The organism is Colwellia sp. BRX8-9 (assembly GCF_014077245.1).
Classification (GTDB): Bacteria; Pseudomonadota; Gammaproteobacteria; order Enterobacterales; family Alteromonadaceae; genus Colwellia_A.
In genome coordinates this window covers 71,658-87,975 of the sequence record NZ_JACGVN010000001.1, presented here as the reverse complement: position 1 = coordinate 87,975, position 16,318 = coordinate 71,658, and the positions used below count along the sequence as shown (strand labels likewise).

General features: G+C 38.1%; 14 protein-coding genes. 10 read left to right on the top strand and 4 right to left on the bottom strand.

The window, feature by feature from the left end; translation table 11 throughout:
• Positions 1-33: 33 nt before the first annotated feature.
• From H4J70_RS00385 to deoD, 3 genes are all read left to right on the top strand, one after another.
• Entirely contained in the window at positions 34-939 is a 906-nt protein-coding gene (locus H4J70_RS00385; RefSeq protein WP_182221940.1) for an endonuclease/exonuclease/phosphatase family protein, read from the top strand.
• A 97-nt stretch (positions 940-1,036) separates the two neighbouring features.
• A complete protein-coding gene (add, locus tag H4J70_RS00380) occupies positions 1,037-2,032 on the top strand; it encodes an adenosine deaminase (protein WP_182243529.1) in 996 nt (331 codons plus the stop codon).
• A 249-nt stretch (positions 2,033-2,281) separates the two neighbouring features.
• Positions 2,282-2,986 (top strand): purine-nucleoside phosphorylase, encoded by a 705-nt coding sequence (gene deoD, locus H4J70_RS00375; protein WP_146800086.1) that lies wholly within the window; start codon positions 2,282-2,284, stop codon positions 2,984-2,986.
• A 111-nt stretch (positions 2,987-3,097) separates the two neighbouring features.
• Here deoD and H4J70_RS00370 read toward each other — a convergent pair whose 3' ends face one another.
• Positions 3,098-4,318, bottom strand: a complete 1,221-nt coding sequence (locus H4J70_RS00370) for a phosphopentomutase (protein WP_182243528.1) — start codon at positions 4,316-4,318, stop codon at positions 3,098-3,100.
• A 256-nt stretch (positions 4,319-4,574) separates the two neighbouring features.
• Between H4J70_RS00370 and udk the strand changes: the two genes are divergently transcribed.
• From udk to upp, 5 genes are all read left to right on the top strand, one after another.
• Positions 4,575-5,225 carry a uridine kinase gene (gene udk, locus H4J70_RS00365; RefSeq protein ID WP_070373568.1) on the top strand — a complete coding sequence of 217 codons (651 nt, stop codon included), beginning with the start codon at positions 4,575-4,577 and terminating at the stop codon, positions 5,223-5,225.
• Positions 5,226-5,262: 37 nt separating this feature from the next.
• Positions 5,263-6,507, top strand: coding sequence for a NupC/NupG family nucleoside CNT transporter (locus tag H4J70_RS00360; protein WP_182215181.1), 1,245 nt, complete (start codon positions 5,263-5,265; stop codon positions 6,505-6,507).
• Positions 6,508-6,531: 24 nt separating this feature from the next.
• The gene (gene deoC, locus H4J70_RS00355; protein ID WP_182230899.1) at positions 6,532-7,305 is read left to right on the top strand and encodes a deoxyribose-phosphate aldolase; all 774 of its coding nucleotides are present in this window, start codon (positions 6,532-6,534) and stop codon (positions 7,303-7,305) included.
• A gap of 24 nt (positions 7,306-7,329) precedes the next feature.
• Positions 7,330-7,905 carry a thymidine kinase gene (locus H4J70_RS00350; RefSeq protein ID WP_070373565.1) on the top strand — a complete coding sequence of 192 codons (576 nt, stop codon included), beginning with the start codon at positions 7,330-7,332 and terminating at the stop codon, positions 7,903-7,905.
• Positions 7,906-7,985: 80 nt separating this feature from the next.
• Positions 7,986-8,612, top strand: a complete 627-nt coding sequence (gene upp, locus H4J70_RS00345) for a uracil phosphoribosyltransferase (protein ID WP_182230898.1) — start codon at positions 7,986-7,988, stop codon at positions 8,610-8,612.
• Between the two features lie 106 nt (positions 8,613-8,718).
• Here the strand turns inward: upp and deoA are convergent, their stop codons facing one another.
• From deoA to H4J70_RS00330, 3 genes are all read right to left on the bottom strand, one after another.
• On the bottom strand, positions 8,719-10,020 hold the full coding sequence (gene deoA, locus H4J70_RS00340; RefSeq protein WP_182221936.1) for a thymidine phosphorylase: 1,302 nt from the start codon (positions 10,018-10,020) through the stop codon (positions 8,719-8,721).
• A 12-nt stretch (positions 10,021-10,032) separates the two neighbouring features.
• On the bottom strand, positions 10,033-10,452 hold the full coding sequence (locus tag H4J70_RS00335) for a cytidine deaminase (protein WP_070373562.1): 420 nt from the start codon (positions 10,450-10,452) through the stop codon (positions 10,033-10,035).
• 160 nt (positions 10,453-10,612) lie between these two features.
• A complete protein-coding gene (locus H4J70_RS00330; RefSeq protein ID WP_182250458.1) occupies positions 10,613-13,753 on the bottom strand; it encodes a TonB-dependent receptor in 3,141 nt (1,046 codons plus the stop codon).
• A 661-nt stretch (positions 13,754-14,414) separates the two neighbouring features.
• Between H4J70_RS00330 and H4J70_RS00325 the strand changes: the two genes are divergently transcribed.
• Both H4J70_RS00325 and H4J70_RS00320 read left to right on the top strand, forming a co-directional pair.
• Positions 14,415-15,059, top strand: coding sequence for a TetR/AcrR family transcriptional regulator (locus tag H4J70_RS00325; protein ID WP_259367747.1), 645 nt, complete (start codon positions 14,415-14,417; stop codon positions 15,057-15,059).
• Positions 15,060-15,113: 54 nt separating this feature from the next.
• Positions 15,114-16,295, top strand: a complete 1,182-nt coding sequence (locus H4J70_RS00320) for an endonuclease/exonuclease/phosphatase family protein (RefSeq protein ID WP_182250457.1) — start codon at positions 15,114-15,116, stop codon at positions 16,293-16,295.
• Positions 16,296-16,318: the final 23 nt, after the last annotated feature.

Below are 16,318 nucleotides of genomic sequence, written 5' to 3'. Positions count from 1 at the left end.
CAAAAAACTTGAGTTTAACTAAGAGAAGTATTAATGCAAAAAACAATATTAACAACTGCTAGTTTACTATTTAGCTTAATGTATGTTTCACCAAGTTACTCTCAAGAACTAAAAGTAGCTTCATGGAATATCGCTTGGTTAGGTTCTCATGAGTATAATAAACGAAAATCAGATGATTATCAGCAATTAGCCGTCTATGCTAAACAACTTGATGCCGATGTGATTGCTTTACAAGAAGTTGAAGATGAAAATTGGGCGAAAATGGTCTTCGGTAACGAATACGATTTTTATTTTTCAACTAAAGATTGGGTACAGCGTGTTGGTGTTGCTGTTAAAAAATCAGCGGGCTTAACAGTGGTTGCCAAAGAATATAAAGCATTAAATGTTACCCGTGTCAGACATGGTATGGACTTAACCTTATCTCGAGATGGTAAACAAATCAGGTTACTTGCCGTACATTTAAAGTCTGGTTGTTTTGCTTTGCCACTTGATAGCAAATATCTTGCAGCGATGCCAAGTAGTACAGATAAAGAATTAAGACTAAAAGAAGCCTGCACTACATTAAGTATGCAAATAGACCCACTTGAACGTTGGGTAGATGAACGAGCTAAAGATAATGAAGCCTTTATTGTACTTGGCGATTTTAACCGCAGGTTCTCACAAGATGTAAGTCATCAATATGCCGAAGACCAAGGTTTATGGCAAGCACTTGACGATGAAGGCAATGAAGCGCTTTGGACACCAACAATGACTAAAGAGTCTGCTTGTTGGGGCGGTTACTACAAAGATTATATCGACCATATTGTTTTTAACCCTAGCGCTAAAAACATGTATATCGAAAACTCTTTTGAGCAATTAGTTTTCAAAGAAAAATATACTCGGGAGCTTGCTAATACATTAACAGACCATTGCCCTATTTCGGTTAAAGTACAGCTTTAAACATTTAATAAGGATTTTGAGCTAGAATAGACGACAGACATAAACCGTTGCTAGTGATAACTAGCAACACTTTATATTATCAGGACAATAGACCCACATGTATAATAAGCAACTGCCACTTATAGACCTTCACCGACATTTAGACGGAAACATTCGACCTAAAACTGTTTGGCAATTAGCTCAGAAAAATAATATTGCTTTACCTGAAACTAATTTCGAAGACTTTTTACCTCATATTAAAATTACTGATAATGAAGCCGACCTGCTCGCTTTTTTAAAGAAGTTAGATTGGGGCGTGCAAGTACTCTCTTCATTAGATGATGTTATTCGCATCGGTTATGAAAATGTTGAAGATGCTTATCTGGCTAATATTGATTATGCCGAATTACGTTTTTCACCTTTTTATATGGCAATGACCCATAAACTCCCTATTGAAGGTGTTGTGGAAGCGATTATTGAAGGCGTTAACCAAGGCCGTAAAAAGTATCCGACCAAAATAAATTTAATTGGTATTTTGAGTCGTACTTTTGGAGTAGACAATTGTGAAACTGAGCTCAACGCCCTTTTAGCCCATAAAGATAATATTGTTGCACTTGATTTAGCGGGAGACGAATATAATTTTCCTGGTAGCCTTTTTGAAAGTCACTTTAAGAAAGCATCACATGCGGGTTTGCAAGTAACCGTACATGCAGGTGAAGCGGCTGGACCAGAAAGCGTTTGGCATGCTATAGAAAAATTGGGAGCGACTAGAATTGGTCATGGTGTCGCTTGTGTAAAAGATCAAAAGCTAATGGACTACATGCTTAAACATAACATTGGTCTTGAGTCTTGCCTGACGTCAAATTATCAAACAGGTACGATAAAAGATTTAAGTCAGCACCCAGTAAAAACTTTTTTAGCAAATGGCCTTAATGTTTGTTTAAATACCGATGATCCTGCAGTTGAGAATATTGAGCTTGAAGATGAATTCAACCTTGCCAGTAACTTACTTAAACTCAGTGAAGCACAAATAACGCAATTACAAAGCAATGCCATTGAAATGAGTTTTTTAAGCCATGATGAAAAACAAACATTACGCCAATTAAAACTATAGCGTAAAGATAATATTGCTATCAATCACACTGCGATTATAAATTTTATTGGTTGTTGTTAACCTTAATGATTAATAGGTAATTGATCGTTACAGTACTTAGTATTATTATACCCATATTAACTTTTAGGCGACTTTTAAATAGTCGCCATAAACATTTTTTTCAGTAAAAAACCCTTGATAGCAGTTTGATCCCATCAGGTCTGGCTAGAAACTTACTGAGTTACACTTAAAAACTAAAGGATAACTCTTATGCCAACTCCACATATTGAAGCTCAAGCAGGCGACTTTGCAAAAACTGTATTAATGCCGGGCGACCCACTTCGCGCTAAATATATTGCCGATAATTTCTTAGAAAATGTTAAATGCGTTACACGTGTTCGAAACATGTTTGGCTACACGGGCACCTATAAAGGCAAGCCTATCTCAGTAATGGGTTCTGGAATGGGGATCCCTAGCGTTTCAATATACGCGACTGAATTATACAAAGACTACGGCGTTGAAAGTATTATTCGTATTGGTTCTTGTGGCGCTGTTCGTGATGACATTAAAGTACGTGATATTGTTATTGGTATGGCAGCAAGTACGGACTCTAACGTTAACAGACAGCGTTTTCATGGCGTTGATTTTGCCGCATGTGCAGACTTTTCATTGTTAAAGAGTGTTGTAGATACGGCTGAACGATTAAATAAACCTGTCCGCGTTGGTAATATTTTTACGGCGGATTTATTTTATACTCCGCAGCCTGAAATGTTTGCCACTATGGAAAAGTATGGAATTTTAGCGGTAGAAATGGAAGCTGCTGGCCTTTATGGCGTTGCAGCAGAATACGGTAAAAAAGCTTTAACGGTATTAACCGTGAGCGATCATATTAAAACTGGTGAACAAACTACCGCAGATGAGCGCGAAACCACCTTTAAAGACATGATGGAATTAACCTTAGAAAGTATTCTATAACGTTATATTCGTTCATTCTTAATATAAAAAAAGGGGTTAGCATTTTTGCTACCCCCTTTTTTTATAATCATTATTTACACGAATAACAGCTTTTTAATCAAAGCCACTTCACTATTTATTGTTAAAGTTAAGCTCAGTTAGAAAGCTGGTACCGTAATCCATTTTATCAACATTAAACATTTCAGCTATGGTTTGCCCTAAATCAGCAAAGGTTGTTCGTTTACCTAAATTTACCGAAGCAATATTGTGATGATAAGCCAATACTGGCACATACTCACGGGTATGGTCGCTACCTGGCCACGTTGGGTCACATCCGTGGTCAGCGGTTAAAAACAGCACATCATTATCGGTCATCGCATTGAGAACTTCAGGGATGCGCAGATCGAAGGCTTCAAGTTCTTGTGCATAGCCGACCGGGTTACGTCTATGGCCAAAGTCTTGGTCGAAATTAACCAAATTAGTAAATATTAACGAATTATCTGCTGCACTATTAATATGTTTAATACTGGCATCGAGCAAAGCATCTAAGCCCGTCGCTTTGGTTTTTTCGCTAATACCTTGATGGGCAAAAATGTCAGCAATTTTACCAACACTGATCACATGAGTACCGGCATCAAAAATTTTATCTAGCACGGTTGGTGCTGGTGGTAATACCGAATAATCGCGGCGGTTACCTGTTCGAGAAAAATTGTCTGGGTTGTCACCGATAAAAGGTCTGGCAATAACTCGCCCTATATTAAGGCCTTCAAGTTCTGCTCTTACTGTTTCGCAATACTTATAAAGATTGTCTAGACCAAAATGTTCTTCATGTGCGGCAACCTGAAAAACACTATCTGCTGAGGTATAACAAATAGGTAAGCCAGTTTTGATATGCTCTTGTCCTAACTTTTCTAAGATAACCGTACCTGAGGCATGACAATTGCCAAGCATATCGCTAAAGCCAGTGGCTTTGTTAACTTTATCTATTAGGTCGGCCGGAAAGGCTTCTTCTTTATTGGTGAAATATCCCCAGTCAAAGAGAACCGGCACACCTGCCATTTCCCAATGACCACTTGGGGTATCTTTACCTGTGCTTATCTCTTGTGCGTAGCCATAAGCCCCTTTTTGAGGTTCACCGCCTTGCTGTGGAAAATCGGTATTTGACGCCTCATGGCAAGCTTTAAATAAGCCTAAACTTGCCAAATTAGGTAAGTTTATCGCTTTGCCTGTCTCTGCATAATATGCTTTAGCGAGGTTAGCAAGGGTATTTGCACCTACATCACCAAACTCGGCTGCATCAGCAGAGTAACCGATACCAAAACTGTCTATTACTAAAACTATTGCGCGGGCCATAGCATTTCCTTTATGATCTTTTTTCAATATATATTCATAAATAGCAGAATAAAACATGACCACATGGTCAAGTTGTGCTAATTTACCATCTTTTGAAAATGGGGTAAATGATGCTTTAAAATATACGCGAATAAAGTAACGTATTTTTGATCATTTAACCGTAAAAGTATAAAATTAGCGTTAATTACTATCACTTTATCACTAATGATAGGATTAAAACCATTTCTGAAGCTGAATTATCGACAGGCATAAACAATTGAACGCAAATAAACCGACAATCATTACAATCACAGGTCCTTCTGCATCGGGTAAAACCCTTTTTGCGCATACTATTCACGACGAACTTATCGATGAATTAGGTGAAGACGGTATTTCTATTCTAAGTGAAGACGCCTATTATCGCGATCAATCTCATTTGTCGATGTCTGAACGTGAACAAACAAACTATGATAATCCCAGTGCCTTTGAACATGACTTGTTAACTGAGCACTTAAAAAATATCACTGAAAATAAATCTATCGACGTGCCTATTTACTGTTATAAAACGCATACACGTTTAAATGAAACACGGGTATTTACACCAACGAAGATTGTGCTTGTTGAAGGTATTTTACTGCTTTCCAACAAAGCACTTAGAGATCAGTTTGATATAAAAGTCTACATGGACACGCCACTTGATATTTGTTTAGTTCGACGAATTAAACGTGATTTAACCGAGCGAAATAGAAGTGTTGAGTCGGTAACAAATCAATACTTAGAAACGGTTAGACCTATGTATTATCAATTTATTGAACCCTCTAAAGCATGGGCTGATATAGTGATCACACGAGGCGGAAAAAACAGAATGGCGATAGAAGTACTTAAAGCAAAAATTCGTCAACTGTCAAAATTACCACTACAAAAATAACAATAACAATAACAATAAAAAATATTAAGGGGTATGTATGGATTTTGCCGCATTTAGAGGGGTAATAGGCATATTTGTTTTATTAGCCATTGCCTATGGAATTTCTAAAAGTAGAAAGGACATTAATTTTCGTACGGTAGGTTTTGCATTTTTGCTGCAACTATTACTTGGTGCGTTTGTTTTATATGTCCCCTTTGGCAAAGACGTATTGACCACGATTACTTCAAGTGTTCAAAGTGTTATTGATAGTGCCAAGGTCGGTATTAACTTCCTCTTTGGTGGCTTGGGCACAGACGCTATGTACGAGAATGGTGTTGGTTTTGTCTTTGCTGTTCGTGTTTTACCTAATATTATTTTCTTTTCTTCATTAATCGCCGTACTTTATTATCTTGGCATTATGCAGTGGGTTATTAAAATTATTGGTGGTAGTTTACAAAAACTGTTAAAAACCAGTAAACCCGAGTCACTATCAGCGACTGCCAATATCTTTGTTGGTCAAACAGAAGCCCCCTTAGTTGTTCGACCTTACATTGCTAAAATGACTCAGTCTGAACTATTTGCCATTATGGTTGGTGGCTTAGCCTCTGTTGCTGGTTCTATTATGGCGGGTTATGCGGGTTTAGGCATAGAACTTAAATACCTAATCGCGGCGTCGTTTATGGCGGCACCGGGTGGCTTACTGATGGCTAAAATTATTTGCCCTGAAACAGAGCCTGAAAAAATTGTTCAAGACTCGATAGACTTTGATGAAGGCGATGAAAAGCCTGCTAATGTTATTGATGCTGCTGCATCTGGCGCGGCATCTGGATTAAAACTAGCGGTGAATGTGGGTGCGATGCTATTAGCTTTTATTGCTTTAATTGCTCTCCTCAATACCATTGTTGGCGGTATTAGTGGTTTATTCGGCTACGATAATATTACCATCGAACTTATTTTAGGCTACGTGTTTGCTCCCTTCGCTTTCATTATTGGTGTACCGGTTAATGAAATGCTACAAGCAGGTAGTTTTATCGGCCAAAAAGTTGTGGTCAATGAATTTTTTGCTTATGTTAATTTTGTTGAAATTAAAGATACACTTTCACCGGTAACCCAAGCCATTGTCACCTTTGCATTGTGCGGCTTTGCTAACTTATCTTCCATCGCAATTTTGTTAGGTGGTATTGGTTCAATGGCGCCTAGTCGCCGACGTGATATCGCACGCCTTGGTATGCACGCAATGTTAGCGGCAACCTTAGCTAATTTAATGAGCGCAGCTATTGCTGGCGTATTCATTTCTTTATAAATAATTGATAGGAAAATAAACGTTATGTCTGACCTTAAAGCCATCGCTCAACGCGCACTTTCGTTAATTGATTTGACAAGTTTAACCGATAGCGAAACAGAAGAAGAAATTATAACCTTGTGTCAACAAGCAAATTCTATCGGTGGCGTCACTGCTGCTATCTGTATTTTTCCTCGCTTTGTGCCTTTGGCAAAAAAGACGTTAAAAGCGCAACAAACACCACAGATAAAAATTGCTACCGTCACTAACTTCCCGCACGGTAATGATGATATAGATATCGCATTAGCTGAAACACAAGCCGCTGTCGCATACGGCGCCGACGAAGTCGATTTAGTTTTTCCTTACCGAGCTCTAATGGAAGGTAATGAAGCGATTGGTTTTGATATGGTCAAAGTGTGTAAACAAGCTTGTGGTGAATTTGCTAAGTTGAAGGTGATTATTGAAACGGGTGAGCTTAAATCACCTGCGTTGATTGAACATGCCAGTGAAATTGCTATTAATGCCGGTGCTGACTTTATCAAAACCTCAACGGGGAAAGTTGCGGTAAATGCAACACCAGAAGCCGCAAAAATAATGCTTGAAGTGATAAAAAACAAAAATATCAATGTCGGTTTTAAACCCGCAGGTGGTGTTAAAAACGCAGAAGATGCAGCCGTTTATCTTGCTTTAGCCGATAGTATCTTAGGCAGTGAGTGGGCTGATAATAACCACTTTCGCTTTGGTGCAAGTAGCTTACTTAACAGTTTACTTGACACACTAGGACACAGCACAGAAAATACCTCAGCAACTAACTACTGATCTCCTTTGATAAAGAAGTAACTCATGGCACAACTGTATTTTTATTATTCATCAATGAATGCGGGTAAATCTACTCATTTGCTGCAATCGTCTTATAATTATCGAGAGCGCGGCTTAACTACCGCAATTTATACGGCGCAAATTGATGACAGATTCGCCAAAGGCAAAGTCGCTTCGCGCTTAGGTATAGACGCAGATGCTTTCTTATTTGATGATAGCATCAATATGTTTACTGAAATAAAAGATAAACATCAAGCCGCTAAAATAGATTGTGTACTGATTGATGAAGCACAGTTTTTGTCAACTGAACAAGTTAAGCAGTTAACGGATGTTGTCGATCTCTTACATATTCCCGTGTTAGCCTACGGGATAAGAACTGACTTTCTTGGTGAAACTTTTTCAGGCAGCGCTGCCCTGCTTGCTTGGGCCGATAAGTTAGTCGAATTAAAAACAATTTGCCATTGTGGCCGCAAAGCTAATTTTGTTATCAGACAAGATGAAAATGGTGTACCTGTAAAAGTAGGTCAACAAGTAGAAGTGGGCGGCAATGAACGTTATGAGCCATTATGCAGAGCCCATTTTAAACAATTGGTCTGGTAAATATCTAGATTAAAGCACTTGTTGCTAACAATATATTCAGCTAAATTTCCTCTATACCTTTAAAAAACAAGGAATATTCCATGTCAGTTTTTGAAAGCTCTCATCCTCTGGTTAAACACAAAGTCAGTTTACTACGCGATAATAACATTTCAGTTAAAGCCTTTCGAGAATTAACCAAAGAGATATCAATGTTATTAACGGTTGAGGCCACTCAACACCTTAGTATTAAAAATATCCCATTAACTTGTTGGTCTGGCGAAATTTCAGTGCCAACTCTTGCTGATAAACAACCCACACTGGTACCCATTCTACGTGCCGGTTTAGGTATGCTTGAAGGCTCACTGTCAATACTGCCGTGTGCAAAAATAAGTGTTGTCGGTATACAACGTAATGAAGACACATTAGCGGCAGAAAGTTATTACGAGAATATTATCTCTGATATAGAAAGTCGAACAGCGATTATTATTGATCCTATGCTAGCGACTGGCGGCACAGCATTAGCAACCATAGATCTATTAAAGGCATCGGGATGTAAAACAATCATTGCACTATTTTTGGTCGCTGCCCCTGAAGGTATAAAATTGCTTGAGGATGCTCACCCTGATGTCACGTTAACGATTGGTGTGATAGATGAGAAACTTAACGAACAAGGTTATATTTTACCGGGTCTGGGCGATGCCGGTGATAAAATCTTTGGTACGCTGTAATTAATGCGACTTGCTTAAACTAATCACTTTTTTAATAAGTGATTAGTTAGCAAGATATTACCTATATCGGCATTGTCTATAACTGCTTTGTTTATATCGGCCTTATTTAATAAATAACCGGTGGTAATTCAGGACTTTCTTCAGAATAAGTGATCGCTTGTTTAAATTGCTCTGCGGCTAACAGCGCTGAATTTTCGTCTTTGGCGTGTACACGAGCGATGACTTCACCACTATTAACCTGAACCCCAAGCGGTAAAATTCTATCGAAGCCAACACTGTGATTAACTTTTTGTTTTGGCGCAGTTCTTCCGCCGCCTAATCCCACCACTGACATACCAATATCTCGAGTGTTCATTTGAGCTAAATAGCCATGTTGACTGGCTTTAACTTCCATAATAATGGCCGCTTTATTCATTGAGCCCCATGGGTTTTCAACAAAATCTTTTGGCCCGCCTAACGCCGCTATCATCCGCTCAAATATTTCAGCTGCTTGCCCTGAATGAAGGGCTTTGTCAATTTTAAGGTAAGCGGTTTGCTCATCGCTGGCTAAGCCCGAATTCACAAGCATCGCACAGGCTAATGTTTTAACGACTTTATGTAAACGAGGTTCGCGTTGTTTACCCGTCAGATATTTAGCGGTTTCATACATTTCAATGGCATTACCGGCACTGGTGCCTAATACCTGATTCATGTCAGTAATGATCGCTTGAGTATTAACCCCTGCACCATTGGCGACACTAGAAATACTATCGGCAAGCGCTTTAGCATCTTCAAGAGATGACATCATCGCGCCATTACCCACTTTGACATCCATCACTAAAGTATCAAGACCTGCCGCAAGTTTTTTAGATAAAATTGAAGCGGTTATCAGTGGAATAGATTCAACCGTCGCGGTCACATCACGAATACCATAAAGGCGTTTATCTGCTGGCGCTAAATTATCTGTTTGAGAAATAATGGCTACGCCCACGTCTTTAACAATACGCTTAAACTCGCTAATTGTTGGTTCTACATTAAAACCGGCAATACTTTCTAATTTATCTGATGTACCTCCGGTATGCCCTAACCCTCTACCTGAGATCATTGGCACATAAGCGCCACACGCAGAAACAATAGCAGCTAACATAAAGCTGACTTTATCACCTACGCCACCCGTAGAGTGTTTATCAACGATAGGGGCATCATAGCCCTCCCAAGAGAGCACATCACCCGAGTTCATCATGGCGGTGGTGAGCGTTACTTTTTCTTCAACCGATAATCCTTGCTGAAAAATTGCCATCGCCATTGCACCGACTTGGCTGTCAGAAAAGCTACCATCAACTAAACCATTAACAAAATCGTGAATTTGGCTTTGATTGAGAATTTTACCATCGCGCTTAGTGCGAATAATTTCTTGGGGTAATATCATTGATGGATATCCTTAAATGTCCAATAAATATTTTGGCGTAAAAGCATCAGGTAAAAGCTCAGCGACACTCCACACTTGTTGTTTGTCTTTGTGATTAAACGCTATCACAGGTGCTGATTGTTCAAAAAATTCAGCAATAACCTGTCGGCAAGCGCCACACGGAGGTGTCATTTTTTCTTGCTCGGTATATATAACGATCATTTGAAAACTTTGCTCACCCTTTATCACGGCATGGCTTATGCAATTTCGTTCTGCACAGACAGTTAAACCGTAAGAGGCATTTTCAACATTACACCCTTGGACAATCGTACCGGAAGTGGTTAAAGCCGCAGCACCGACATGAAACTTACTATAAGGCGCATAAGCTTTTAAATAAGCTTCTTTAGCGGCTACTTTTAATTCTGCAGGTATTTCTATGGTATTTTTATTCATTATTGTAAAAATTCAAGAGTAATGTAGACCTGTGAGAATACCATAGCTGACCAAGTGGTCAAGTAATGCATTTAAGGTATCACTTACATGGCTAAATTTTTTGTAAAAAAAAACCCTTTAGTAAACTAAAGGGTTTATATTTCAATAGATTACAGTGTGGTTAGAACTTGTAGCTAACACCCACTTTTATACGCCATGCAGAATCAGTCGTATAAAATTTATTGTCTGCGTAACTACCATCATCATTTTGTGAGATAGAACGGCCATATACATATTGTCTTGTTGCTGGGTCAACAGTAAATTCAACTAACTCTTGAGTACCGAAGTCGCTTCCGTATACTTTACCTTTGCTGCTATCTACAAGATTTAATAGATTATCAACCGTTAAGTAAACCATACCTTTGTGGCCTTCTTTAAACCCTGGGATTTCTTGACGAATGCTTAAATCAAGTGTTGTTACCCATGGAGTAGTTATTACGCCTTTTGGTAAGTAACCACCGGCATATTTATCTAAACCTAAGTCGTTAATCGCTTCAAAGAAGTTAGCTTCATTTTCCGCTGAAGTGAAAACAACGTTAGTATCACCTGGTGTAGGAATATAAGGTAAGAACGAATCGTTAGTAGTACCAGGGCTTAATAAACCATAAGGGTCGCGACCTGGGCCACTTCTTCCATCTACGTCAGTACCGTCAGCATAGAAAGTTACTGGCTTGCCTGAACGGCGTTCGAAGAACAAGTTGATATTAGTTTTGTAACCTGCAACAAATTCAGTTTCATAACCTAAGTTAACAACAAATCTGTGTTCTGTTTCAAAACCAGAACGACCTACTACAGCGTCATTACGGTTAATCACCGTATTATAGCCAAAGTTACTGCCTGCTGTAGCACTTGTACTTGTGTGTGCATCAGTTACATCTTGGTTAGTGTATGACGTTGTTAATCTAACACCACTGTCCCAATCTTTGTTCAAAACAACGCTGAAGATTTTAGAACGACCATCTTTACCGGCATTTGTTAACATTAAGTCAGTAATTGAACCATCGGCATCATCATAAATAGTACGACCGCCATCTGCTGTCGTGCCATCTTCATCACCCAACAAACTTGCATCTTGCCAAAAAGCAGTATTCTCTGACTTTTTGTATAAGTATTCTGTGGTTAATAAAAAGTCTTCACCTAATACCGGAATATCGAAGCGGTAATCAAGAGCTATCTGGTAGCGCCAATCAGAAGGTAAATCAAAGTTTGGATCAACAAAGTTTGTGCCAGCAAATGTGGTTGAATTAGCTACTGTGTCTTTATCTTCTTGACGTGGACCGCTAATATCTACATTTTCAAAGGTACCGTTTTCAAAAACTTTACCGATTCCAACGCCAGGGTTTGAATAAGAGTTAGATACCCAAACTGTTGGTTGACCACCAGAATAACGACCAACACCACCGCGAACGATAAGGTCATCACTTGCATCCCACTTAATACCAAAGCGTGGTAAGAAAATACCCGTACCGTCTAAGTTGTCAGTATTGTCATAACCTGTACGTGCTTGAGATTGTTCGTTATAGGTAGGTATGTCGCTAGACGCTAACATTTCGTATCTTAAACCCATGTCGATAGTAATATCGTCATTGAACATCCATTCATCTTGAATGTAAAAAGCATGCTCGTCACGAACAAATGAAGCGGCTGCGTCATTTGCATCTAAGCTCGTTGCATTTTGGTAGATAACTCTGTTTGCCACTTTATTTTCAAAGTCTTCAATACTACCAAAACGGTAATCGCCTTTGGTGTTTTGTAAAAACAAGTTAAAAATGTCTAAACGCTTAAACTGGTAACCAAAAGTTAAACTGTGATCGCCCACTAGGTAATCACCGTCTAAAGCCATGATAAAAGTCTTTTTATGTAAATCGTTAGAATGGCGAGAGTGATCTGCACCAATTGCGATATCACCAGAATCAGCTTGAATAACAGTGTCAGAATAATCACCTAATGAAGCTTGAGTTGTTGGGTTATCAAGGTAAGTTAGGCTAAGTTGAGTTGAAAAATCGTCATTCCAATCAGAATAAAGTTTAAACGCGTAGTTGTTTAATTCTTCAGTTCTGTCATACCAATGTGATGATAAACGTAATTCGCCACCATAAGTAGACTGGTTACGTGTACTGTTACCTTTAGTATATTGGTAAGTAAACGCTGAACGATGATCATCGTTAATGTTCCAATCGAGTTTCAACAATAATTTTTCATCGTCTACTTTAGGAGATAAATCCCATTCGCCTGGCTCTACGCCGTAGACTTCACGAGCAATTCTTTGTACTTCTAAAACATCAGCAACGCTGGCATCAGCAGAGTTAGGTACGTTAGCGCCATCTGGTCCCCACTCAACAGTTGATGTTGCTTCGTAATATTCGTATGAAGCGAAGAAAAACAATTCATCTTCAATAATAGCGCCACCAAGGGTTGCACCAAAAGTTGTTTCATCAAAATCTAATGGTGCTTCGTCTGTACCATTTTTAGGTGTGCCGGCCATGCCGTCATTTTGAGTTTCATAAAAGAATGAACCTGATAACTCGTTGGTACCTGATTTTGTTACTGCGTTAATCTTAGCGCCTTGGAAGCCGCTGTCTTTTGCATTGAAAGGAGTAACATCGATAGTTACCTGTTCAATCGCGTCAAGAGAAATAGGTGAACGCGTTGTAGGGTAACCATTGGCATTCAGACCAAAGTCATCATTTTGGCTAATACCGTCAACACTGATGCTGTTAAATCTTGGGTTAGTACCGGCAACACTTAACTCGCCATCTTTAGAAGATAAAACGGCTAGAGGGTTGTTACGAACGATATCTTTGATATCACGGTCGAAACTTGGAGCATTAACAATATCATCAGCACCAAAATAACTGTTGCTACCAATATTATTAGAAAAAATCTTGCTACCTGTTACAGAAATACGTTCAACATCGTCTGCAGCTTCAAGTTTTGCATTTAAACGAAAGGTATCACCTAGTGTTAAAAAGATATCTCTGTAAACAGTAACACCTTTTTCACCAGTGATTTTAATCGTGTAAGGACCGCCTACGCGAAGACCTTTACTTGAAAAGTTACCAGCGTCGTTAGAAGTGGTAAGCGTTTTTGTGCCTGAAGGTTCGTGGATAATTTCAATTTTTGCGTTAACTGAAATAGCACCCGCTGAATTTTCAATACTACCTCGAATAGCGGAGGAGGTATCGTTTGCCATAGCAGAAGTCGATAAGCCAAGTGCAAAAATAACTGCACTTGAAATAAGTGAGAGACGTTGAGTGTTCATCGGTTATTCCTTGATTACGTTTTTAAGTGTTTACGAATTATTTTTTTTAGCAACCAAAAAACTTAACCAGTTGCTCTGTTTTTAATTTCGGATGAAATTAGACCAGATTTTTATTACACTTTCATTACATATTTTCAGAGTTTTTGAAATTCAAATAGTATCTGTTAGTGATTAAAAAGAAATCAACCAGAAAAGTATTTTAAAAAGCTTTAATAAACAACGGGATGCATCGTAAGCTTATGACTATCATTTATATTAATAACGAAGATGGCCTTTATATAAGATATTGTTATCTATAAACAGGTTTAAGGCTTTTTAGTTATAAGCTTAGTGAGCCAATTTAGATAAAAAACAGACCATAATAAACAATTAGCCATATATACATGGCCTTAAGCCAATTAATACTCATTATTTAACTAAATGTTTTTATATAGAGAAATTAAAAACATCAACTAAAGCACTAAAGTTCCCTTTCATATAAATGGCTAAACATTTATAGTAGAATTTCATTGAAAAATGGCATTTAGTGATTTAAATCAATGATAAAATAAAGATAAGTATAACAAACCATAAAAGTTAACTATTTGGTCAACAGATAGTATTAAAGTAAAATTATAATAACAATTTAACTTAAAAATGTTTTATTTATGCATTTTAAATATTGAGCAACTTAATGAAAAATAACAAAGAAATAAAAAAAACAGGGAATATTCGCGCACTAAGCCAGCACAAGATTTTAATAGCGGCTAGTACAGAATTTGTTTTACAAGGGTATAAAGGCGCTACGGTACAATCCATTGCCGATAGAGCAAGCCTACCTAAGGCTAATATACTTTATTATTTCAAGAATAAAGAAAATATATACCATGCCGTACTAGAACATACCCTACAAATGTGGGACGAAGGCATAGGTGATATAAATCCTGAAGACGGTCCTAAAGCAGCTATTGAAAAATTTATTGAAGCAAAAGTAAGGATGTCTTTTAAACACCCTGAATCTTCAAAGATATATGCCATGGAGATTATTCAAGGTGCACAACATTTGAAAGATTTTGCTCGTACCTATCAAAGAAAATGGGTGAGAGAGAAAGCACAACTATTCCAGCAATGGATAGATAATGGAGAAATGCGCGATGTTAACCCTACTCATTTAATTTTTCTTATTTGGTCAGCAACTCAACACTATGCCGATTTTGAAACACAAATTTTAACGATTATGAATAGAGCGGATTACGAAGATGAAGATGTTGAAGATGTCATCGCTTTTCTAACTGACATGATTTTACGTGGCTGCGGTTTACACTAACGTTGATATAATCATCGACACTTAACCTATTACTTAACATTAGCACTAACTTATATGAGTAGAACACAAGCACAGCCTCTTAAAATAGCAACATTTAATGTAAGTATGGAGGCTTTAAACTATCAGTCTGCGCTGAGTTCTGAGGCTCCTAATATTTCAAATAACACCCTGCAAATAGCCATAGACAGTGATCATCAACAAATTAAAAATATTGCAGAAATTATTCAGCGTAATAACCCAGACATTCTGTTACTGAATGAATTTGATAATCAAGATAATAGCAACAATAACCACCACCACGCCCTAAAGACTTTCATTAAACGTTATTTGAACAAAAGCCAAAATGGACAAAAAGAAATTGATTTTCCTTATTTTTATCAAGGACCCGTTAATACGGGTGTCAATTCAGGCTATGATCTAGATGGCGACGGTAAACAAGGTGTTTTGCCGGGTGATGGTTTTGGTTACGGACATTTTTCAGGTCACTTTGGTTTGGTACTCTTGTCAAAGTACCCAATTAATAGTGACGCTATTCGTACCTTCCAGTACTTTAAGTGGCGAGATATGCCTAACGCCCTGCAACCTTTAGATCCTAAAACCTCGACATCTTGGTTTAGTGATGAAGCTTGGCAAAACATGCGTTTATCTTCTAAATCTCATTGGGATATTCCGGTTGAGGTTAATGGGCAAGTCGTTCATATTTTAGCAAGCCACCCTACACCGCCGATATTTGATGGTCCAGAAAATAGAAATGGTAACCGTAATCATGATGAAATTCGTTTTTGGGATGATTACATTTCGCCAGAAAAATCAGCATACATTTACGATGACAAGGGTCAAAAAGGAGGTTTGAAATCCCTTGAACCTTTTGTTATTTTGGGTGATCTTAATGCATCTAATGTTGAGGGTGATGCGTTAAATTCGGCCATATCAAGCTTACTAAATAATGATAAAATTCAAGATGCATTACCCCAAAGCGAAGGGGGAAAACAGCACAGTAAAAATAACGAACATGCAAATTACCATACGGCCTCCTGGCGAATGAGAGCCGATTACGCGTTACCATCGAAATATGGATTAGTTATTGAAAAATCAGGTGTTTACTGGCCAACAGAAAATGAAGAGACTTTTAGGTTAATAAAAAACAGAGCAGCATCTTCCGATCACCGTATGGTATGGATTGACCTGTTACTGAAGACTAAAGAGTCATCTGAAATAATCACCAACCCTTATTAATTATTAACACTTATATAAGAAGA

Bases quoted from the DNA above. Each gene is read 5' to 3' on its own strand.
- H4J70_RS00385 (WP_182221940.1), top strand. From the start codon at position 34: ATGCAAAAAACAATATTAACAACTGCTAGTTTACTATTTAGCTTAATG.
- add (WP_182243529.1), top strand. From the start codon at position 1,037: ATGTATAATAAGCAACTGCCACTTATAGACCTTCACCGACATTTAGAC.
- deoD (WP_146800086.1), top strand. From the start codon at position 2,282: ATGCCAACTCCACATATTGAAGCTCAAGCAGGCGACTTTGCAAAAACT.
- H4J70_RS00370 (WP_182243528.1), bottom strand. From the start codon at position 4,318: ATGGCCCGCGCAATAGTTTTAGTAATAGACAGTTTTGGTATCGGTTAC.
- H4J70_RS00360 (WP_182215181.1), top strand. From the start codon at position 5,263: ATGGATTTTGCCGCATTTAGAGGGGTAATAGGCATATTTGTTTTATTA.
- deoC (WP_182230899.1), top strand. From the start codon at position 6,532: ATGTCTGACCTTAAAGCCATCGCTCAACGCGCACTTTCGTTAATTGAT.
- H4J70_RS00350 (WP_070373565.1), top strand. From the start codon at position 7,330: ATGGCACAACTGTATTTTTATTATTCATCAATGAATGCGGGTAAATCT.
- upp (WP_182230898.1), top strand. From the start codon at position 7,986: ATGTCAGTTTTTGAAAGCTCTCATCCTCTGGTTAAACACAAAGTCAGT.
- deoA (WP_182221936.1), bottom strand. From the start codon at position 10,020: ATGATATTACCCCAAGAAATTATTCGCACTAAGCGCGATGGTAAAATT.
- H4J70_RS00335 (WP_070373562.1), bottom strand. From the start codon at position 10,452: ATGAATAAAAATACCATAGAAATACCTGCAGAATTAAAAGTAGCCGCT.
- H4J70_RS00330 (WP_182250458.1), bottom strand. From the start codon at position 13,753: ATGAACACTCAACGTCTCTCACTTATTTCAAGTGCAGTTATTTTTGCA.
- H4J70_RS00320 (WP_182250457.1), top strand. From the start codon at position 15,114: ATGAGTAGAACACAAGCACAGCCTCTTAAAATAGCAACATTTAATGTA.